The following is a 20,429-nucleotide window of genomic DNA, read 5'->3' on the forward strand; positions in this document are numbered from 1 at the left end:
CTCGTTCAGGGCGGGGTGCTGCTCCCAAGAGCGTACCTAGCTGCGGTAAGGTAGTCGGGCAGCGGGTCGAGGTAAACCTTCGATTCGTTAGGCCCCGGTAGCCCAATCGGTAGCAGGCAGTGCTCTCAAACAGCATCCAGTGTGGGTTCGAGTCCCACCCGGGGCACTTTTCCTTCGTTTCGAAGGAGAGATCATAAAAGCGGAGGTCCACGTTCGCGTGGACCTCCGCTTTTTGCTGCGTGTCGCGGTGATCAGTAACACAGAGTGGCTGCATGGAACGGCGCAGCCCTTCGATTCGCTGAAGACGCCATGCGCAAGGTGATGCCGCTCCCCAGCATCAGCCGGCGCCACAGGGCTGATTGCACGGACGCCTTCGACAAACTCGACATCGAATGGGCGCACTGCACCCGGAACGGCAACCCGTACAACATCTCCGTCGCCCGCAAAGCGTCAGTCGCCCTCATGGATACCGGCGTAGGCCCCAAAAACCGACCCCGCCGCATGACGCGTCACAATCCACAATGCACAGGGCTGAAATCCGCCGTGTCGAAAGCCCGCGAATTCATCTGCGGGGCGATACGCGCTACTTGGGGCTGTCGTCCTCGCCGACGTGGTGGACGCGGACGAGGTTTGTCGAGCCGGCGACTCCGGGGGGTGAGCCCGCCGTGATGACGACGATGTCGCCCTTTTGGCAGCGGCCGTATGTGAGGAGGAGTTCGTCGACCTGGTCGACCATGGCGTCGGTGGAGTCGACATGGGGGCCGAGGATGGTCTCCACGCCCCAGGTGAGGGTGAGTTGGGCGCGGGTGGCGGGGTCGGGGGTGAAGGCCATCACGGGGATGGGGGACCTGTAGCGGGACAACCTGCGTACGGTGTCGCCGGATTGGGTGAAGGCCACCAGGAACTTCGCGCCGAGGAAGTCGCCCATCTCGGCGGCGGCCCGGGCCACCGCGCCGCCCTGGGTGCGGGGCTTGTTGCGTTCGGTGAGTGGGGGCAGGCCCTTGGCGAGGATGTCCTCCTCGGCGGCTTCGACGATGCGGGCCATGGTGATGACGGTGGCGATGGGGTAGTTGCCGACGCTGGTCTCGCCGGAGAGCATCACCGCGTCCGTGCCGTCGATGACGGCGTTCGCCACGTCGCTGGCCTCCGCGCGGGTCGGGCGGGAGTTCTCGATCATCGAGTCGAGCATCTGGGTGGCGACGATGACCGGTTTGGCGTTGCGCTTGGCCAGTTTGATCGCGCGCTTCTGGACGATCGGGACCTGTTCGAGGGGCATTTCGACGCCGAGGTCGCCGCGGGCGACCATGATGCCGTCGAAGGCGGCCACGATGTCGTCGATGGCCTCGACCGCCTGGGGCTTCTCCACCTTGGCGATGACGGGGAGGCGGTGGCCCTCCTCGTCCATGATGCGGTGGACCTCGTCGATGTCCTTGCCGCTGCGGACGAAGGAGAGGGCGATGACGTCGAAGCCGGAGCGCAGGGCCCAGCGGAGGTCGTCCTCGTCCTTGTCGGAGAGGGCGGGGACGGAGACGGCGACGCCGGGGAGGTTGAGGCCCTTGTGGTCGGAGACCATGCCGCCTTCGACGACCTTGGTGTGGACGCGGGGGCCGTCGACGGAGGTGACTTCGAGGCAGACCTTGCCGTCGTCGACGAGGACGCGCTCGCCGGGAGTGACGTCCGCGGCGAGGCCGGCGTAGGTCGTGCCGCAGGACTGGCGGTCGCCTTCCGCGCCTTCTTCGACGGTGATGGTGAAGGTGTCTCCGCGTTCAAGGAGTACGGGACCTTCGGTGAATCGGCCGAGTCGGATCTTCGGGCCTTGAAGGTCGGCGAGCATTCCGACGCTGCGGCCGGTCTCCTCGGAGGCCTTTCGCACGCGCTGGAAGCGCTCCTCGTGCTCGGCGTGGGTGCCGTGGCTGAGGTTGAAGCGGGCTACGTCCATTCCGGCCTCGACCAGGGCTTTGATCTGGTCGTACGAGTCGGTGGCGGGGCCCAACGTACAGACGATTTTTGCTCGGCGCATGGTTTGAGCCTAGACCTTACCGATGGGTAGGGAATTGGCCGTGCATGACTACTCAACAACCTTTGGGTGAAGGCTTATTGACAAGGCTTGAATGTGCGGCGGGGTGCTCCAATGAGCGTGGGAATGGTCGAATTAAAGGCCCGGCTCATAGGCGCGGGGGTGCCATCGTGAAGCGTGCGTTGACCTGGGCGTAGACGTGCTGCCGTTCGGGTTCGAGGTCGAGGGGCGCGGCGGCGGTGTCCTCGCCTCCTCCGCGGGCGAAGGCCATGGAGCGCATCCGGCCGCCCGGGGCTGCCGCGTAGGCCTGGGCGTTCTCGGCGCCGATGTCGGCCAGTTCCACCAGCGCGGCCAGGGTCGTACCCAGCGCTTCGGCGTATTCGCGGGCGCGTTGGACGGCTTCGTGCACGGCTTGCTGACGGGCCTGGCGGTGGACGGGCGAGTCGGGGCGCAGGGCCCACCAGGGGCCGTCGACGCGGGTGAGGTCGAGGTCGGCGAGGCGGGTGGTGAGTTCGCCGAGGGTGGTGAAGTCGGAGAGTTCCGCGGTCACGTTGACTCTGCCGTGGTAGCGGTGGACGCGTTCGCCGCGGCCGTGTTTGGTGAGTTCGGGGGTGATGGAGAAGCCGCCGGTCTCCAGGCGTTCGACGGCGTCGCCGTAGCTTTTGACCAGGTCGAGGACGGTGGCGTTGCGGCGGGTGAGGTCGTCGAGGGCGGTGCGGCGGTCGGTGCCGCGGGCGGCGACGGTGATGCCGATGCGGGCGATCTCGGGGTCGACTTCGAGGCGGGCCTCGCCGCGGACGGCGATGCGGGGGGCGTCGGGGGTGCCGTAGGGGACGGGGGGTCGGGGGTCGTCCGGGGTGGGGGCGGTCATACGTCCCACTCTGTCAGTTGTGGCGCCTGGTGGTCATCAGATCGAAACCTGCGGGACCTGTCGCGGCCAGTAAGAAGCGAGTAAGAATCTACGCGCGTCGTTGACCGTTTCCCGAGGAGAGCCAGACATGCCCTTGAACCGCCGGAAGTTCCTGAAGAAGTCCGCCGTGACGGGTGCGGGGGTCGCGCTGGCCGGTGCGGCGGCGGCTCCGGCGGCGCAGGCCGCGGAGAAGAAGAAGCCGGGCAAGCAGCCGAAGCGGTACTCGCTGACCGTGCTGGGCACGACCGACCTGCACGGGCATGTCTTCAACTGGGACTACTTCAAGGACGCGGAGTACGCGGACGCCAAGGGCAACGCGATGGGTCTGGCGCGGGTGTCGACCCTGGTGAACCAGATCCGTCAGGAGAAGGGCCGGCGCAACACGCTGCTGCTGGACGCGGGCGACACGATCCAGGGCACCCCGCTGACGTACTACTTCGCGAAGGTGGACCCGATCACCGCCAAGGGCGGTCCTGTGCACCCGATGGCGCAGGCGATGAACGCGATCGGGTACGACGCGGCGGCGCTGGGCAACCACGAGTTCAACTACGGCATCGAGACGCTGCGGAAGTTCGAGGACCAGTGCCGTTTCCCGCTCCTCGGCGCGAACGCGCTGGACGCGAAGACGCTGAAGCCGGCGTTCCCGCCGTACTTCATCAAGAAGTTCCAGGTGCCGGGCGCGCCGCCGGTGAAGGTGGCGGTGCTGGGGCTGACGAACCCGGGGATCGCGATCTGGGACAAGGCGTATGTGCAGGGGAAGTTGACGTTCCCGGGCCTTGAGGAGCAGGCGGCGAAGTGGGTGCCGAAGCTGCGGTCGATGGGGGCGGACGTCGTCGTCGTGTCGGCGCATTCGGGGTCGTCGGGGACCTCGTCGTACGGTGACCAGCTGCCGTACGTGGAGAACTCGGCGGCGCTCGTCGCGCAGCAGGTGCCCGGGATCGACGCGATCCTCGTCGGCCACGCGCACGTGGAGATCCCGGAGTTGAAGGTCACGAACACGGCGACGGGGAAGACGGTCGTGCTGTCCGAACCGCTGTGCTACGCCGAGCGGTTGAGCGTGTTCGACTTCGAGTTGGTCTTCGAGAAGGGCCGTTGGACCGTCGAGTCGGTGGCGGCCTCGCTGCGGGACGCGAAGACGGTCGCGGACGATCCGAAGATCACGCGGTTGCTGAAGGACGAGCACGCGCTGGTCGTCGAGTACGTCAACCAGGTCGTCGGTACGGCGACGGCGACGCTGACGACGGTCGACGCGCGGTACAAGGACGCCCCGATCATCGACCTGATCACCAAGGTCCAGGAAGACGTGGTGAAGGCCGCGTTGGCGGGGACGTCGTACGCGTCGCTGCCGGTGATCGCGCAGGCGTCGCCGTTCTCGCGGACGTCGGAGATCCCGGCGGGCGAGGTGACGATCCGGGATCTGTCGGGTCTGTACGTGTACGACAACACGCTCGTCGCGAAGCTGCTGACGGGTGCTCAGGTGCGGGCGTATCTGGAGTACTCGGCGGAGTACTTCGTGCAGACGGCGGCGGACGCGGTCGTCGACACGGAGAAGCTGACGAACGCGAACGGCCGTCCGGACTACAACTACGACTACGTGTCCGGGTTCTCGTACGACATCGACATCGCGCAGGCGGCCGGTTCGCGGATCAAGAACCTGACGTACAACGGTGCCGCGCTGGACGACACGCAGCAGTTCGTGCTGGCGGTGAACAACTACCGGGCGAACGGCGGCGGTGCGTTCCCGCATGTCGCGTCGGCGACCGAGGTGTGGGCGGAGTCGACGGAGATCCGGACGCGGATCGCGGAGTGGGTGACCGCGAAGGGTGTGCTGGATCCGGCGGACTTCGCCTCGGTGGACTGGAAGTTGACGCGGAACGGGACGCCGTTGTTCTAGAGCTTGAACAGGGTTGCGTCGACGGCGTCGGCGATGGCTTTCGCGCCGGCGTCGTTGACGTGGAGGCCGTCGCCGGCGTTGAACTCGGCCCGGATGCGGGTGGGTCGGGCCGGGTCGGCGACGGCGGCGGCGATGTCCACGACGGCGTCGAAGGGCTGGTCCGGGCCGAGCAGCCAGTCGTTGACGCGGCGGCGGGTGGCCTGGCCCTGCGGGGTGTCGACGCCGTCGTAGATGGTGCCTTCGTACGGTCCGAGGGTGCCGCCGATGGCGATGAGTCCGGCGGCGTGGAGGCGGTCGGCGAGGGCGGTGAGGCCCGCGATGAGGTCCTCGGCGGTCGGGGCGCCGGTCGGGGGTTCGGGGAAGGACTGGGCGCCGGGCAGGCCGATGTCGTTGAGGCCGGCGTGGATCAGGACGTGGCTGACGCCGGGCACGTCGAGGACGTCGTGTTCGAGTCGGGCCAGGAGGTGTTCGCCGGCCTCGTCGGTGAGGAGCCGGTTGCCGGAGATGCCCTGGTTGACGATCCAGCCGCGGGTGAGGCGGCGGCTGAGCTGTGCGGGGAAGCTGTTGTCGGCGCCGGGGGTGGTGGCCGCGCCCTCGACCCATGAGTCCCCGAGGGCGACGGCGATGCGGGTGTCGGCGGGCGCGAGGACGTCGACACCGGCGAGGAGGTGACCGGTCGTCAATTCTTCGGTGTCGTCGAGGACTTCGGCGGAGAGCTGGTTGCCGGGGACGATGTGTCCGATGTCGTGGGCGACGGCGGAGTAGGTGGTCGGTCCGGTGTCGCCCGGCAGATAGAGGCTGAGGACGAGTTCCTCGCCCGCGTGCACGGGCCGCTCGACGGGGTCGCTGAGGAGTTCTTCGCCGACGGGGATCACGGCGGTCGGGGCGCCGGAGAAGGTCAGCGGGGTGTCGGTGACGGGGTCGATGCCGCTGCCCCGGGTGCGGGTGGCGAGGTGGGCGCCGCCGATGTCCAGGGGCTCCTTGCCGTAGCGGTTGCTGAGCCTGACGCGGAGTGCGTCACCTCCTCCGGCCAGGCGCAGGGACTGCCGTACGGTCTGGTCGGTGAAGCCGCGGGGTTCGAAGAGGTGGAAGTCCTCGTGGGGGCTGAGGACGGCGGAGCGGTGGGCTGCGATCCACGTCGTTGTCATGGCGGGCCCAACGCCTCCGCCTCCGGGCGTCTTCCTGCCCTTGCGCGTTTTTTACTCTCCGCTTTCTACCTTCCCTCGACGAGCGGGGTGAGGGTCCGGGCCTGGCGGGCCTGGGGGATCTGGGGCTGCGGGTCGAGACCGAAGGTGGTGAAGGCCGTTCGGCCGGGGAGGGGGTAAGGCTCCTTGCCCGTCAGGGAGTTGAGGATGGTGGCGCTGCGCCAGGCGGCGAGGCCGAGGTCGGGGGCGCCGACGCCGTGGGTGTGGACTTCGGCGTTCTGGACGTAGACCTGGCAGCCGGCGCCGGTGACGGAGGGGTCGAGGACGAGTCTGAACTGGTCGTCGACGCGCGGGCGTTCGGCGCTGTCGCGGCGCAGGTAGGGGTCGAGTCCGGCGAGGATGCGGCCGAGGGGGCGCTCGCGGTAGCCGGTGGCGAGGACGACGGCGTCGGTGGTGAGGCGGGAGCGGGTGTTCTGCTGGAGGTGTTCCAGGTGGAGCTCCACCTTGGTGGTCGCGATGCGGCCCGCGGTGCGGACGCGGACGCCGGGGGTGAGGACGGCGTCGGGCCAACCGCCGTGCAGGGTACGGCGGTAGAGCTCGTCGTGGATGGCGGCGATGGTGCCGGCGTCGATGCCCTTGTGGAGTTGCCACTGCGAGCCGACGAGGCGGTCGCGGACGGGTTCGGCGAGGGCGTGGAAGTAGCGGGTGTAGTCGGGGGTGAAGTGCTCCAGGCCGAGCTTGGAGTACTCCATGGGGGCGAACGCCTCGCTACGGCCCAGCCAGTGGAGTTTCTCGTGTCCCGCGGGGCGGTTGCGGAGCAGGTCGAGGAAGACCTCGGCGCCGGTCTGGCCCGAGCCGATGACGGTGATGTGCTCGGCGGCGAGAAACGTTTCGCGGTGGGCGAGGTAGTCGGCGGCGTGGATGACGGGGACGCCGGGGGCTTCGACGAGCGGTCTGAGCGGGTCCGGGACGTAGGGGGCGGTGCCGACGCCGAGGACGATGTTCTTCGTGTACGTCCGGCCGAGGGCTTCGGCCTCTCCGTCGCTGTCGAGCTGGGTGAAGTCGACCTCGAAGACGTCGCGTTCGGGGTTGAAGCGGACGGCGTCGACCTGGTGGCCGAAGTGGAGTCCGGGGAGGCTGTCGGCGACCCAGCGGCAGTAGGCGTCGTACTCGGCGCGCTGGATGTGGAAGCGCTCGGCGAAGTAGAAGGGGAAGAGCCGGTCGCGGGCCTTGAGGTAGTTGAGGAAGGACCAGGGGCTGGCGGGATCGGCGAGGGTTACCAGGTCGGCCAGGAAGGGGACTTGGACGGTGGCGCCGTCGATGAGCAGGCCGGGGTGCCAGTCGAAGCCGGGGCGCTGTTCGTAGAAGGCGGTGTCGAGTTCGGCGAGGGGGTGGGCGAGGGCGGCGAGCGAGAGGTTGAAGGGGCCGATGCCGATGCCGACCAGGTCGCGGGGTGGATCGGGTTCGTGGCGTGGGGGGTTGGGGGTCTGGGGGTGACCCGTCGGGGGGTGGCTCATCGGGGGGTGTTTCCTTCCACCAGTTTCAGGAGGGCGGCCAGGTCGTCGGGCCGGGTGTGGGGGTTGAGGAGGGTGACCTTGAGCCAGAGCCGGCCGTCGAGCGCGGCCCGGCCGAGGACGGCCCGTCCGTCGTGGAGGAGTTGGCGGCGTACGGCGGCCACGGCGTCGTCGGTGGCTTCTGCGGGCCGGAACAGGACGGTGCTGATGACGGGTGGGTCGTAGAGCTCGAAGCCGGGGTGGTCGCGGACGAGCGCGGCGAACTCCCGTGCGCGGGCGCAGACTTGGTCGACGAGGGTGCCGAGTCCGGTGCGGCCGAGGGTTTTCAGGGTGACGGCGAGCTTGAGGACGTCGGGGCGTCGGGTGGTGCGCATCGAGCGGCCGAGGAGGTCGGGCAGGCCGGCTTCGGTGTCGTCGTCGGCGTTGAGGTAGTCGGCGCGCTGGGTGAGGGCGGCGAGGTCGCGGGGGTGGCGTACGGCGAGGAGGCCGGCGGCGACGGGCTGCCAGCCGAGTTTGTGCAGGTCGAGGGTGACGGTGTGGGCGCGGTCGAGGCCGGCGAGTTTGTCGCGGTGGCGGTCGCTGAAGACGAGGCCTCCGCCGTAGGCGGCGTCGATGTGGAGGCGGGCGCCGTGGGCGGCGCACAGGCCGGCGATCTCGGGCAGCGGGTCGATGAGTCCGGCGTCGGTGGTGCCCGCGGTGGCGGCGACCAGGACGGAGCCGCGGGGGCCGGGCAGTGCGGTGAGGGCCTCGTCGAGGGCGGCGGGGTCGAGGGTGCCGGCGGGGGCGGGGACGACGACGGGGTCGGGCAGTCCGAGGAGCCAGGCGGCGCGGGGCAGGGAGTGGTGGGCGTTGGAGCCGCAGACCAACTGCACGGTGCCGCCGCGGGCTTCGCGGGCGAGGAGCAGGGCGAGTTGGTTGGCTTCGGTACCGCCGGTGGTGACGAGGGCGTCGGCGAGGCCGATCTCGTGGGCGAGGGTGCGGGTGACGAGGGCTTCGAGGGCGGAGGCGGCGGGGGCCTGGTCCCAGGAGTCCAGCGACGGGTTGAGCGCGCTGACGGCGAGGTCGGCCGCAGTGGCGACGGCGAGCGGCGGGCAGTGCAGGTGTGCCGCGCACAGCGGGTCGGCGGGGTCGGCGGCGCCTTCCGCGAGGGCGTGCACGAGGGTGCGCAGGGCGGTCGGATCGCCGTCGTCCGGGAGTACGTCCCCCACGGCGTCCCGCATGCGGGCGGCGACCGCGTCGGGGCCGCCCGCGGGGAAGGGTCCGCCGCGGGCGCGTCGTCCGGTGCCGAGGGCGTCGAGGACGGTGTTGAGCAACGGCCGTAGGGCGTCGGGGCCTTCGGCGCCTGAGGCGAGGGGCACGTTGCTCATGGGCTGTCCTCCGGGGCGCGGGGCAGAGAGGGTTCCAGCTTGTACCTGGAGGAGTCGACGCGCCCGGGGAGAACAACGATCAGAACCCGAAAGTGTTGTGTGAACGGAGGCGGTGGGTCACCGGAAGTCGTCCGCGTGGTCCTTGGCCCAGATGCTGAAGGGGCGGGCCGGGACTCCTGTGATGCCCTCCACCGTGGTGGTGATCTCCGGGGGTGTGTCGACCGTCGCCGCGAAGATCTTCAGCATGCCTTCGAGCATGTGGGGCGGGACGTGCGGGAAGAGTTCGGGGCCGGCCTGGTCCGGGGGGACTTCGACGTAGTCGAGGGGGCGGCCGATGGCCTGGCCGATGGCCGTGATCTGTTCGGTGTTGCTGATCGACTCGGGGCCGGTGAGGCGGTGGGCGGTGTTCTCGTGGCCTTCGTCGAGGAGGACGCGTTCGGCCACTGCGGCGATGTCGTCCTCGTGGATGGGGGCGGTGAGGCTGTTCGCGAAGACGCCGCGGACCGTGTTGCCGGCGCGGATCTGCGGGGCCCACTGGAAGGCGTTGCCGGCAAAGGCGTTGGGGCGCAGGAAGGTCCAGGTCAGGCCGCTGTCGCGGATGTGCTGTTCGGCGGTGGCGTGGACGATGTGGATGGGGTGGGTCTCGTCGGCGCCGTCGGCGATGATCCCGGAGGAGAGCAGGACGACGTGCTGGACGCCGGCCCGGCGGGCGGTGTCGAGGAGGGCGGGGGTGGTGGCGTGGGCGTAGAGGAAGAGCCGGGTGACTCCGGTGAACAGGGGTGCGGGGTCGTCGAGTTGGAAGCGCACCGTGTCGGCCTGTGCGGGCAGGCCGGACCGCTCGGGGTCGCGGGTCAGGGCCCGTACGGGGCTGTTCGCGGCGACGAGGCGGTGGACTAACGCGCGGCCGACGTTGCCGGTTGCGCCGATGACTGCGATCACGAGGAGCCTCCTGGGGGCTGACCGTCCTTGGCGGCATCGAGCCTAGGAAGGACGGTCGGCCCGCCGCATCGTCGGCAGGGAGGATCACCCGGGTCGTTGCTACGCCTCCCGTACCCGCAACGCCCTTTCCAGGTCGTCGAGTTGGTCGACGAGCTTGCGGCGCAGGGACGGGGTGAGGTCGGCGTCGCGCAGGCATTCCTCGCCGAGGCGGAGGGTTTCGGGTTCGACGGCGTGGGCGGGGAAGGCCCAGCGGCCGACGGCGTCGGCGATGGCGGGGCCGCGGCGGGCGGCGAGGGCGACCGCGTCCTCGTAGAAGCGCGGCACGTACTCCCGTACCAGGTCGGCCTGTTCGGGTTGCCAGAAGCCCTGGGCGGTGGCGGTGAAGAGGTAGTTGGAGAGGTTGTCGCCGGCGAACATCGCGTCCCAGGCCGTGCGCTTGGCCTCGGGGTCGGGGAGGGCGGCTCGGCAGCGGGCCGCGCCCTCCTGGCCGGTGGCGGACGGGTCGCGTTCCAGCTCGGCGGCGATCGCGGGCTCGTCGGTGGCGCCGAGGACCGCGAGGCGGGCCAGGACGCGCCAGCGCAGCTCGGGGTCGAGTTCCGGGCCGCCGGGGACGGTGCCTTCGGCGAGCCAGGCGGCGATGGTGTCGGGGTGGGCGGCGACGTCGATGAAGTGGCGTACGGCGATGAGGCGCACGCCGGGGTCGGAGCCGTCCTCGGTGCGGCGGATGAGGTCGCGGCACAGGGCGGTGAGGGTGGCGAGGGCGGCCGGGCGGTCCTCGGGGGTGAGGTAGCGGTCGGCGACCTGGGCGGAGGCGAAGGCCAGGACTCCCTGGACGAGGGCCAGGTCCGTCTCGTGCGGGAGATGGGCGCGGGCGGCGTCCAGGTAGGCGGAGGCGGGGAGTTGGCCGTCGCGGACGGCGTCGCGCAGGGCGTTCCAGACGACCGCGCGGGTGAGGGGTTCGGGGAGGCCGGAGAGGCTGGTGCGGACGGTTTCGAGGGACTCGGCGTCGAAGCGGATCTTGGCGTAGGTGAAGTCGCCGTCGTTGAGGAGGACGAGGGCGGGGCGGGGGCCCGAGGTGCTGATGCCGATGTTGCCGGTGCGAGGGAGGTCCGCTTCCAGGCGGGTGCGCAGGGTCAGGCGGTTCGCGTCGTGGAGGTCGTGGTCGTAGACGCCGATGGTGATGCGGTGCGGGCGGATGTCGGGGGACGAGGTGAGGGTGGTGAGGTGGGTGAGTCCGTCCCGGTCCTGGCCGGGGTCGGGCTTGGACCAGACTCCGGGGCTGCCCTGGTGCCCGATGTCGAGGTGCCAGTTTCCGTCCTCGGCCCGGACTTCGGGCGTGAGCGTGTCCACGCCCGTCGTGCGCAGCCACGCGTCGGCCCAGGCGTGGACGTCGCGTTCGGTGCCGGAGGCGAGGGAGTCGATGAAGTCGGCGAGGGTGGCGTTGGCGAACTTGTGGCGGGCGAAGTGGGTGTTGATGCCGGCGAGGAAGTCCTTCTCGCCGAGCCAGGCCACCAACTGCCGTAGCGCGGAAGCTCCCTTGGCGTACGAGATGCCGTCGAAGTTGAGGAGGGCGGAGGCGGTGTCGTCGACGTTCTTCGGGGCCACGGGGTGGGTGGAGGGGCGCTGGTCGGCGTCGTAGCCCCAGGCCTTGCGGACGACGCCGAAGTCGGTCCAGGTGTCGGTGAAGCGGGTGGCCTCGGTGAGGGTCTGGTAGCCCATGTACTCGGCGAAGGACTCGTTGAGCCAGATGTCGTCCCACCACTGGAGGGTGACGAGGTCGCCGAACCACATGTGGGCCATCTCGTGGGCGATGACCATGCCGCGGGTCTGGCGCTCGGTGTCGGTGACGGCGGAGCGGTAGACGAACTCGTCGCGGAAGGTGACCAGTCCGGGGTTCTCCATGGCGCCGGCGTTGAACTCGGGGACGAAGGCCTGGTCGTAGGAGTCGAAGGGGTAGGGCTCCTCGAACTTCTCGTGGTAGCGGTCGTAGCACTGGCGGGTGATGTCGAGGATCTCCTCGGCGTCCGCGTCGAGGTGGGGGGCCAGGGAGCGGCGGCAGTGGATGCCGAAGGGCAGGCCGCGGTGTTCGGTGCGGATCGAGTGCCAGGGGCCGGCGGCGACGGCGACGAGGTAGGTGGAGATGAGGGGGGTGGTGGCGGCCTGCCAGCGGCCTTCGCCGAGGTGTTCGGTGATGCCGTTGGCGAGGACGGTCCAGCCTGCGTGGGCCGTCACGGTCAGGTCGAAGACGGACTTGAGGTCGGGCTGGTCGAAGGCGGCGAAGACGCGCTGGACGTCGTCCATGAAGAGCTGGGTGTAGAGGTAGGTCTCGCCGTCGGTGGGGTCCGTGAAGCGGTGCATGCCCTCGCCGGTGCGGGAGTAGCGCATGCTCGCGTCGACGCGCAGTTCGTGCTCGCCGGCGGTGAGGCCGGGCAGCGGGAGCCGGTTCTCGACGAGGTGCTCGGGGTCGAGGGGGTGGCCGTCGAGGGTGACGGAGCGCAGCTCGGCGGGCTTGAGCTCGACGAAGGTGTCGGTGCCTGCTTCGTCCCCGCGCACGGTGAACCGGATGACGGTGCGGGAGTCGAAGGTGTCTTCGCCCGTCGTCAGGTCGAGCTCGATCGTGTAGCGGTGGACGTCGAGGAGCCTGGCACGGGTCTGCGCTTCGTCGCGCGTCAGTACGGACATGGTGGACATGCTGCCTGATGGCACTGACATGGCACAGAGGTGGCCCTGAACGCGGCTTATGTCCGGTCGGGTGTGGGCGCGGTGTTCTGGGCGTCCCGCTGGTAGGGCACGCGCGCGTCCGGATGGGGCAGGGCCGGGCGGGGGTCGGGCGGATCCTTGAGGAGGGCGCGGAGTTCGCGGACCTCCTGTTCGAGGGCCTGGTGGCGCTGGTGGGTGTCGTACAGGTAGCGGGCTTTGGTGCGCAGGATCCAGGGGTCGACGGGTTTCATGACGAGGTCGGCGACGCCCAGGGCGAAGGCGGCGGCGGTCAGTTCGGGGTCGGCGCCGAAGCCGGTGAGGAGGAGGACGGGGATGTGCTGGGTCTGTTCGAGGCGGCGCAGATAGCGGACCACGTCGAGGCCGCTGACGCCGGGCATGCGCACGTCGAGCAGGAGGAGGCCGACCCGGCCGCGGAGCACCTGCTTGAGCGCCTCGTCGCCGCTGGTGGCACGGGCGAGCGGACGGCCCAGCGGGGCCAGGGCGCTCTCCAGCGCGTACAGCGTGTCCTCATGGTCGTCGACGATGAGGATCTTGGCATCCGACGGCATGACCCGACGTCCCTCCCGCGTGGGACAACCAGCTTATGGCGCAGGCGTTGACGGGGCGTGCCCGTCGGCTGACAAGGAGTGCGCAAGCGGTGCACAGCGCAGCATCGCCCCGAACAGGCCCCCGTGTCACGCCACTTACCGGACGGGCGAGGTCAGTTCGCCGTGGGTGAACCGCCGTTCACGGCGTCCTCCGCGATGCGTTCGTGGTGCCGGATCACCTCGGCGATGATGAAGTTCAGGAACTTCTCAGCGAACGCCGGGTCCAGCTTGGCGTTTTCGGCGAGGGTGCGGAGGCGCTCGATCTGGCGGGCCTCGCGGGCCGGGTCGGCGGGCGGCAGCCGGTGGGTGGCCTTGAGGAAGCCGACCTGCTGGGTGGCCTTGAAGCGTTCGGCGAGCATGTGGACGACGGCGGCGTCGATGTTGTCGATGCTGTCGCGCAGCCGGGCGAGCTCCTCGCGCACGGCGGGGTCGACGTCACCGGTTCCATTGGTGCTGGTGGTCATGGGCGACCACCCTACGTGGCGTGCGGCCACTCAATGTTCGGCCCCTATGTGGCGTGCGGCCACTCGATCCTCGGTGGATCGGCCGGATCGGGCACCTGGTCGCTCCAGCCGCCGGGGACGGTGCGGCCCTGCTGGGCGCGGAAGCGGACGGGCGGCATGCCGACGCGGCGGGTGAACAGGCGGGAGAAGTAGGCGGGGTCGTCGTAGCCAACGCGGCGGGCGACGGCGGCGACCGGGAGTTCGGTGGCGGCGAGGAGTTCCTTGGCGCGGCCCAGGCGGATGCCGAGGAGGTAGTCCTTGGGGCTGCACGCGGCGCCCCGGCGGACGGCGGCGCGCAGAGCGGCGGGGGTCATGCCGTGCCGGGCCGCGTGGTCGGCGACGGTGAGCGGCAGACAGGCGTCCCGGGCGAGGGCCTGGAGGACCGGGTCGCCGTCGGGGGCCAGGTCGGCGCGGGCGCGGCGCAGGGCGACCAGGAGTTCGTGGACGGCCGCGCCGGTCTCCACCTCCAGGAGGGGGTTGCCGCGGCGCGCGGCGCGGGCCATGCGCCCGATGACCGCGCGGGGTCCGGTCGCGTCCGAGAGGGCCACCACGGGCCGTTCCGGTTCGATGTAGCCGAGTTCGGTGTACGTCGTCGTCGCGGGCCCGGTGAAGTCGACGAACCCCTCGTCCCAGCCGGCGCCGGGGTCGGGCGCGTAGTGGTGCGGCACTCCGGGGGTGAGCCACAGCAGCGCGGGCGCCGTGACGGTCGTACGGCGGCCGTCGGGGGTCAGGTACCAGCCGCCGCCCGCGCTGATCACCACGGCGACGTGGTGGTCGAGGGTGCGGGGGCCGACGGTGGGCAGGGCGCCGTACTGGAGGCCGACGCCGAGGCAGGCGAGGCCGAGGCGGTGGTGGGCGGGTGTGGGCGTGAAGAAGCGCATCCAGGTGTGGTACATCCGCGCCCCCTCACGCACCGCTCGGTCCAAGTAGTGGCGATCTTTGTCCATGGACGTGATCGGCGCCAAGAGGAGAGAGTCGGGGCATGAGCGAGTTCACGGTGGGCGACAGGGACTTCCGCCTGGACGGGCGGCCGGTGCGGCTGCTGTCCGGGGCACTGCACTACTTCCGGGTGCACGAGGCGAGTTGGGGGCACCGGCTGGCGATGCTGCGGGCGATGGGCCTCAACTGCGTGGAGACGTACGTCCCGTGGAACCTGCACGAGGCGGCGCCGGGCGACTTCCGGGACGTGGAGGCGCTGGGCAGGTTCCTGGACGCGGCCCGGGAGGCGGGCCTGTGGGCGATCGTGCGCCCGGGGCCGTACATCTGCGCGGAGTGGGAGAACGGCGGGCTGCCGCACTGGGTGACGGGGGAAGTGGGGGCACGCGCGCGTACGCGTGACGTGCGCTTCATGGGGCACCTGGAGCGCTGGTTCCAGCGGCTGCTGCCCGAGGTCGTGTCCCGCCAGCTCGACCGCGGCGGGCCGGTGATCATGGTGCAGATCGAGAACGAGTACGGCAGCTACGGCTCCGACGCGGTCTATCTGCGGCGTGTGGCCGATCTGCTGCGCGAACAGGGCGTCACCGTGCCGCTGTTCACCTCGGACGGTCCCGAGGACTTCATGCTGAGCGGCGGCTCGGTCCCCGGTGTCCTCGCCACGGTGAACTTCGGGTCCCACGCGCGCGAGGCCTTCGCCACGCTGCGCCGGCGGCAGCCCGGGGGGCCGCTGATGTGCATGGAGTTCTGGTGCGGCTGGTTCGACCACTGGGGCGGCGAGCATGTCGTGCGCGATCCCGGGGACGCGGCCGACGCGCTGCGGGAGATCCTGGAGTGCGGGGCGTCGGTCAACCTCTACATGGCGCACGGCGGCACCAACTTCGCCGGCTGGGCGGGCGCCAACCGGGGCGGCGGCGCCCTGCACGAGGGCCCGTTGGAGCCCGATGTGACGTCGTACGACTACGACGCCCCGATCGACGAGCACGGGCGCCCCACGGAGAAGTTCTGGCGGCTGCGCGAGGTCCTCGCCGAGTACGCCGACGGCCCGCTGCCCGAACTCCCGCCCGCACCGGCCGTGTTGGGTCACCGTGCCGAGGCGCGCCTGACCGGCTGGACGTCCCTGGACGACGTACTGGAGGCGCGGGGTGGGCCGGAGATCGGGACCCCGGTCCCGCCCACCTTCGAGCAGTTGGGCGTCGACCGGGGAATCGTGCGCTACGAAGTGACCGTTCCGGGACCGCGCGCCCCGTATCCGCTCACCGCGCGCGGGCTGCGGGACCTCGCGGTGGTGTACGTCGACGGGGAGCGGGCCGGGGTCCTCACGGAGGGCGACGAGCAGCTCAAGGAGCCTGTCGCCGGGCACGCGCGTGTGCAGGTGTGGGTGGAGTCCCTGGGGAGGGTCAATTACGGGCCGCGGCTGGGGGAACCGAAGGGGATCACCGGGGGGCTGATGCACGAGCGGCAGTATCTGCACGACGTACGCGCGCGTGGGCTGCGGTGGGACGCGCTGGACGAGGTCGAGGGGGTGCCGGCGCGGGAGCTGCCCTCGGACGGCTCCCCCGGGCTGTACCGCGGCACCGTGGAGGTGCGCGGCGCGGGGGACGCCGTACTCGAACTGCCGGGCTGGACGCGGGGGTTCGTGTGGGTCAACGGGTTCGGTCTGGGGCGGTACTGGTCGGCGGGGCCGCAGCGGGAGTTGTACGTCCCCGGTGCCGTGCTCCGGGAGGGCGTGAACGACGTGTGGGTGCTGGAGCTTCAGGAGGCGCCGTCCACCGGGGAGTCCGTCGTCCTACGTGCTCAGCGGGAGACGGGGGCGGAGCCGATCTCGACCACCCGGGCCCAGTCGGGCGGAGTGTCCGGCACGTAGTCGGGGTCGTCCTCGTCGTAGGACCTGCTCTCGTAGCGTCGCGGGAACAGGCCCACCACCGTCCGGCAGGACGGTCGCGACGACGGCCAGGGGGTCTGGCCGTCGGTGAGGACCACGACCGCGTCGGGCCGGGGCTGGGTGCGCAGCGCCTTGGCGAAACCGGTGCGCAGGTCGGTGCCGCCGCCGCCCAGCAGCTCGATGCCCTCGGCGCGGCACAGCGGCTGGGCGACCCGGGCCGCCGCGTCGCACGGCACCACGGTGACCAGGTCGCGGCGGCCGCCCACCGCCCTTGAGATCGCGGCGACTTCGAGGAGCGCGCTGCCCAACTCGGCGTCGCTGACCGACCCGGAGGTGTCGATGACCACGCACACCCGGGGCGGCCTGCGGCGCAGGCTCGGCAGGACCACGCCGGGCAGTCCGGCCGAGCGGCGCGAAGGTCTGCCGTAGGTGTAGTCCTCGCCCGCGCCGGGGGCGGAGACCGCCGAGCGGACCGCCGCGCCCAGCAACTCCCGCCAGGGCTGCGGCGGATGGAACGCCTCCTCGGCCCACCGCCGCCAGCCGCTGGGGGTGCTGCCGGGGTGGCCGGTGATGCCCTGCGCGACCCGGAAGCGGACCGCGTCGCGCTGCTGCTCGCTGAGCCCGTGGGCGCCGTCCGGCCCCAACTCCCAGCCCCGGTCCAGGCCGTCGGCGCCGCTGCCGCAGTCCAGCCACGCCAGCCCCTGGGTGCGCGGCCCGAGTCGGAACCAGCGCAGGTAGTCCTCCATCAGGTTCCCGGCGGGCAGCCCCAGCGTCTTCGGCTGGACCGCGCCTTCGGGGGTGATGAGGCCGTCGCCGTACGCGTCGTCGTTGATCTCCATGTCGGCGGCGATGTTCATCCGCAGCCGCTCCCCCGGGCCGGTGAGTCCGCGTTCGCGGGCGACGCGGTCGCTGCGGCCATGGTGGTCGCGGAGCAGATGGGAGACCTCGTGGACCCAGACGCCGGCCAGGTCCTCGACCGTCGTCCGGTCCACGAAGCCCGGTGAGACGTAGCAGCGCCAGTGCCGGTCGACGGCCATCGTCGGCACCTGCCGCGACTCGACGGTGTGCAGGGCGAACAGCGCCGTGGCGAGGTAGGGGCGGGCGCGGGCGGCGTAGAGGCGGGCGGCGAAGAGCTTGTCGGAGTCGAGAGCGGTCACCGTGTCCGTGTTCATCGGCGGGCCTTCGCGGCCGTGGCGGCGCGGTCCGCGCGCCGGGACAGGGAGATCGCTCCGGCGAGTTGCTCGATGGACGCGGGCACGTCCCAGTCGTCGCGGCGCAGCGCGGCGAGGGTGGTCGCGGGGACGACGACCAGGTCCGGGGCGCCGGTCTCCAGCGCCCGGACCAGGAGCGCCCACGCCGCGTCCCAGCGGGCCCGCTCGGGACGGTTGCGGACCGCGGCCACCACCCCGTCGAGGACGGCCTGGCGCAGGTCTCCGCGCTCGGGCAGTTCACCGGCCGTCGGGTCGGCGAGGAACGTTTCGGGGTCGGGCAGGTCCATCCGGTCCACCCAGGCCAGCAGTTCCAGGCCGGGGCCGTCCCCCACCGTGCCCCTGACCAGCAGGGACAGCACCTCCCGGGAGGAACCGGCCGCGGTCGCGAACGCGGTCAGGGCCATCGCCATCTCCCAGCTCCGGGGCGAGGGCCAGGCGCCGCCGCGCCGCGTCTCGCTGCCGGGGAGCTGGTGGACGAGTTTGGGGCGGCCGGTGAGCAGCCCGCACACCGCGCGGCGCGCGTAGTCGACGGCCTCGGGCAGCCTCTCCGGGTCGAGCCGCGGCAGGGTCGCCCGGGGCCAGGTGCCGCCGAGTCCGCGGACGACGACCTCGTGGTCGTGGGTCCACTGAAGATGCACGAACCGGTTCGCGAGCGGCGGGCTCAGCTCCCAGCCGTCGGCCGCCGAGGACCGCGGGTTGGCGGCGGCCACGATCCGCACCCCGGGCGGCAGCCGCAGCGCACCGATCCGCCGCTCCAGCACCAGCCGCAGCAGCGCGGCCTGCACGGCCGGCGGCGCGGTGGACAACTCGTCCAGGAACAAAAGCCCCCGGCCCGCCCGGACGAGCCGCACGGCCCAGTCCGGCGGGGCCATCGGGATGCCCTGCTCGGCGGGATCGTCGCCCACGACGGGCAGCCCGGAGAAGTCGGACGGCTCGTGGACGCTGGCGATCACCGTGGTCAGCGGCAGGTCCAGGGCGGCGGCGAGCTGCGTGAGGGCGGCCGTCTTGCCGATGCCGGGCTCGCCCCACAGCAGCACGGGGAGGTCGGCGGCGACGGCCAGGGTCAGGGCCTCCAGTTGGGTGTCGGGGCGGGGTTCGGTGGTGGTGTCGCGCAGGAGGGTCAACAGGGCGCCGGCGATGTCCAGTTGAGAGGTCTCGGAGGGGGCGCGGGTGGCGGCGTACAGGGTGCGTGTGGGCATATGTGGTCACCTTTGGGGTCGAGTCGGGGTGGGACAAGGCATACGTGAGTGAGGACGGGGGCGAAGTCCCGTGCGGTCAGCGGCCGTTGGTACGGCGGGGGCGGAGCCTCCGGGAAATCGGATCCCCCGGATAGAAGCGCCCGGACCGGGGTCCGAGGTCGGCCAGGCCGGCCCTGAACAGGCCGTAGGCGAGCCGCCGTTCGGCCGCCGCCTGGAGTTCGTCCCGCAGCGCGCCGCCGCGCAGCACCGCTTCAGGACCGAGCAGTCCTTCTACGACGGCCAGCGCGCCGGCGGTGTCTCCGTGGAGGAGGCGGTCGCGGACGCCGGCGAGGCAGTCCGGGCGGCGGTGGGCGTCGTCGATGGCCTGGAGGCAGGGCAGCGGGGTGCCGGTGAGGGCGACGAGCAGTTCCTCGCGGCGGATCTCGGCGGGATCGTGGTCCAGGGGTGCGAGGACCCCGTCGACCAGCCCGATGCGGTGCCGGGCGCCCCGGCAGTCGACCAGGTGCGGTCGGTCCGGCCGGGGACGGTCGGGACGGTGACGGCGGCCGGGACGGTGACGTTCCGGTACGAGTGCGGCGGCGACCAGCGGGTGCAGTTGGTCGGCGTCGATCGCGCCGGTGCGCAGCAGTTCCAGGTCGGGCAGGACCCAGGTCGCCGCGTCGGGCAGGACCGGCAGCGCGGTGGCGCCGCCGTCCGTCGGCGGCGGTGCGACACGGACGGTGTCCGCGCCCGGCTCCGGTGTCAGCGCGAACCGGTGCCGGGACCCGAACCGCACGATGACGGGACCCTCGCTGCGCCCCTCGGCGCGGAGCAGGATCGCCGCCTCGGCGGCCCACCGGTCGACGGCGCAGCCACGGCCCTCGGGCAGCGTGTCCGGCAGCTCCGGGATCGGCGCGGTGCCGTCGGCGGGTGGCCGATCGGCTCCGGACCGGGCCCGCAGCTCACCGCTCCGTCCCGCGTCCCACAGGTGTCGGTGCAGGTCGAGGCGGAACCAGCGGCTGGGCCGGGGATGCGGATGCCGGCGGGCGTCGGCGTCGCGGCGGGTGCCGTCCCACAGCGCGAGGCTGATCCGCTGACCGCCGTCCGCCCAGGCCGGTGGAGTGCGGACCACCAGGTACGGCGGGCCCGTGGCGTCGTCGCCGTAGCGGGCCAGGGCGATGGTCAGTCCCGGGCGCAGCAGTCCGTCCGGGGCGATCCTCGGCAGATGCCAGCGGAGCAGGTCGGGGGCGAGCCGGCGGAGATCGGCGCGGACCTCGGCGGCCAGTTCCCGGCCGTGGGTGCGTGCCACGGACCGTAGATCGAGATCGATGTCGACACCGGCGGCGGCGCAGGCGCCCGCCCAGTCGCCGGCGCGGCGGCGGGCCGTAGCGGTGTCGATCATGGAGGGCGGTACGGCGAACTCGCGTACACGCAACCAGAAGGAGAGTCGGGAATCCCCGTTCGCGGTGTCAGGGAGCATCAGCGCTCACCTTGCGCGGACGGGACCCCCGTTCTGTCAACGGAGTGGAACGTCATCGTCGTCATCGCGGGGAGCATAGCCCTCCCGGCCTTGATCTGTCAGGGAAATATGGGGGCCGCATCCACGCCTCGTCGGCATACAGTGG

Annotated in this window: 15 protein-coding genes and 1 tRNA gene; 3 read left to right on the forward strand and 13 right to left on the reverse strand. The window is 71.5% G+C overall.

The window, feature by feature from the left end; all coding sequences use genetic code 11:
* The first annotated feature begins 91 nt into the window (after nt 1–91).
* Nucleotides 92–166 (forward strand) — tRNA-Leu (locus tag OG223_RS14755).
* 417 nt (nt 167–583) lie between these two features.
* Here OG223_RS14755 and pyk read toward each other — a convergent pair.
* A complete protein-coding gene (gene pyk, locus OG223_RS14760) occupies nt 584–2,020 on the reverse strand; it encodes a pyruvate kinase (protein ID WP_329247681.1) in 1,437 nt (478 codons plus the stop codon).
* A gap of 145 nt (nt 2,021–2,165) precedes the next feature.
* The gene (locus OG223_RS14765) at nt 2,166–2,888 is read right to left on the reverse strand and encodes an SIMPL domain-containing protein (RefSeq protein ID WP_329247684.1); all 723 of its coding nucleotides are present in this window, start codon (nt 2,886–2,888) and stop codon (nt 2,166–2,168) included.
* Between the two features lie 127 nt (nt 2,889–3,015).
* Here OG223_RS14765 and OG223_RS14770 point away from each other — a divergent pair, with 127 nt between their 5' ends.
* Entirely contained in the window at nt 3,016–4,821 is a 1,806-nt protein-coding gene (locus OG223_RS14770; RefSeq protein ID WP_329247686.1) for a bifunctional metallophosphatase/5'-nucleotidase, read from the forward strand.
* Here the strand turns inward: OG223_RS14770 and OG223_RS14775 are convergent.
* The 8 genes from OG223_RS14775 to OG223_RS14810 all read right to left on the reverse strand — a co-directional run bounded on the left by OG223_RS14775 (nt 4,818) and on the right by OG223_RS14810 (nt 14,493).
* Nucleotides 4,818–5,969, reverse strand: a complete 1,152-nt coding sequence (locus OG223_RS14775) for a GDSL-type esterase/lipase family protein (protein ID WP_329247688.1) — start codon at nt 5,967–5,969, stop codon at nt 4,818–4,820. The two genes, OG223_RS14770 and OG223_RS14775, sit on opposite strands and share 4 nt — an antisense overlap.
* Before the next feature lie 65 nt (nt 5,970–6,034).
* Nucleotides 6,035–7,483, reverse strand: a complete 1,449-nt coding sequence (locus OG223_RS14780; protein WP_329247690.1) for a lysine N(6)-hydroxylase/L-ornithine N(5)-oxygenase family protein — start codon at nt 7,481–7,483, stop codon at nt 6,035–6,037.
* Nucleotides 7,480–8,847 (reverse strand): pyridoxal phosphate-dependent decarboxylase family protein, encoded by a 1,368-nt coding sequence (locus OG223_RS14785; RefSeq protein ID WP_329247693.1) that lies wholly within the window; start codon nt 8,845–8,847, stop codon nt 7,480–7,482. The genes OG223_RS14780 and OG223_RS14785 overlap by 4 nt, the downstream gene beginning before the upstream one ends.
* A gap of 117 nt (nt 8,848–8,964) precedes the next feature.
* On the reverse strand, nt 8,965–9,786 hold the full coding sequence (locus OG223_RS14790; protein ID WP_329247696.1) for an NmrA family NAD(P)-binding protein: 822 nt from the start codon (nt 9,784–9,786) through the stop codon (nt 8,965–8,967).
* 99 nt (nt 9,787–9,885) lie between these two features.
* Nucleotides 9,886–12,477 carry an aminopeptidase N gene (pepN, locus tag OG223_RS14795; RefSeq protein ID WP_329247697.1) on the reverse strand — a complete coding sequence of 864 codons (2,592 nt, stop codon included), beginning with the start codon at nt 12,475–12,477 and terminating at the stop codon, nt 9,886–9,888.
* A 47-nt stretch (nt 12,478–12,524) separates the two neighbouring features.
* Complete coding sequence (locus tag OG223_RS14800) at nt 12,525–13,055, reverse strand: response regulator (RefSeq protein ID WP_329247700.1); 531 nt, start codon at nt 13,053–13,055, stop codon at nt 12,525–12,527.
* Nucleotides 13,056–13,207: 152 nt separating this feature from the next.
* Nucleotides 13,208–13,558, reverse strand: a complete 351-nt coding sequence (locus OG223_RS14805; RefSeq protein ID WP_329247703.1) for a chorismate mutase — start codon at nt 13,556–13,558, stop codon at nt 13,208–13,210.
* 44 nt (nt 13,559–13,602) lie between these two features.
* On the reverse strand, nt 13,603–14,493 hold the full coding sequence (locus OG223_RS14810) for a helix-turn-helix domain-containing protein (protein ID WP_329265281.1): 891 nt from the start codon (nt 14,491–14,493) through the stop codon (nt 13,603–13,605).
* An 86-nt stretch (nt 14,494–14,579) separates the two neighbouring features.
* On the opposite strand from OG223_RS14810, the gene OG223_RS14815 reads away from it, so the two are divergent.
* Entirely contained in the window at nt 14,580–16,397 is a 1,818-nt protein-coding gene (locus OG223_RS14815; RefSeq protein ID WP_329247706.1) for a glycoside hydrolase family 35 protein, read from the forward strand.
* Here OG223_RS14815 and OG223_RS14820 read toward each other — a convergent pair.
* From OG223_RS14820 to OG223_RS14830, 3 genes are all read right to left on the reverse strand, one after another.
* Entirely contained in the window at nt 16,328–17,587 is a 1,260-nt protein-coding gene (locus OG223_RS14820; RefSeq protein ID WP_329247709.1) for a vWA domain-containing protein, read from the reverse strand. The two genes, OG223_RS14815 and OG223_RS14820, sit on opposite strands and share 70 nt — an antisense overlap.
* Complete coding sequence (locus OG223_RS14825) at nt 17,584–18,825, reverse strand: AAA family ATPase (protein WP_329247712.1); 1,242 nt, start codon at nt 18,823–18,825, stop codon at nt 17,584–17,586. The genes OG223_RS14820 and OG223_RS14825 overlap by 4 nt, the downstream gene beginning before the upstream one ends.
* 76 nt (nt 18,826–18,901) lie before the next feature.
* On the reverse strand, nt 18,902–20,284 hold the full coding sequence (locus OG223_RS14830; RefSeq protein WP_329247714.1) for a hypothetical protein: 1,383 nt from the start codon (nt 20,282–20,284) through the stop codon (nt 18,902–18,904).
* Nucleotides 20,285–20,429 lie beyond the last annotated feature (145 nt).

Origin of the sequence: Streptomyces sp. NBC_01478, assembly GCF_036227225.1 — a bacterium.
In the GTDB taxonomy this organism is placed as follows: Bacteria; Actinomycetota; Actinomycetes; order Streptomycetales; family Streptomycetaceae; genus Streptomyces.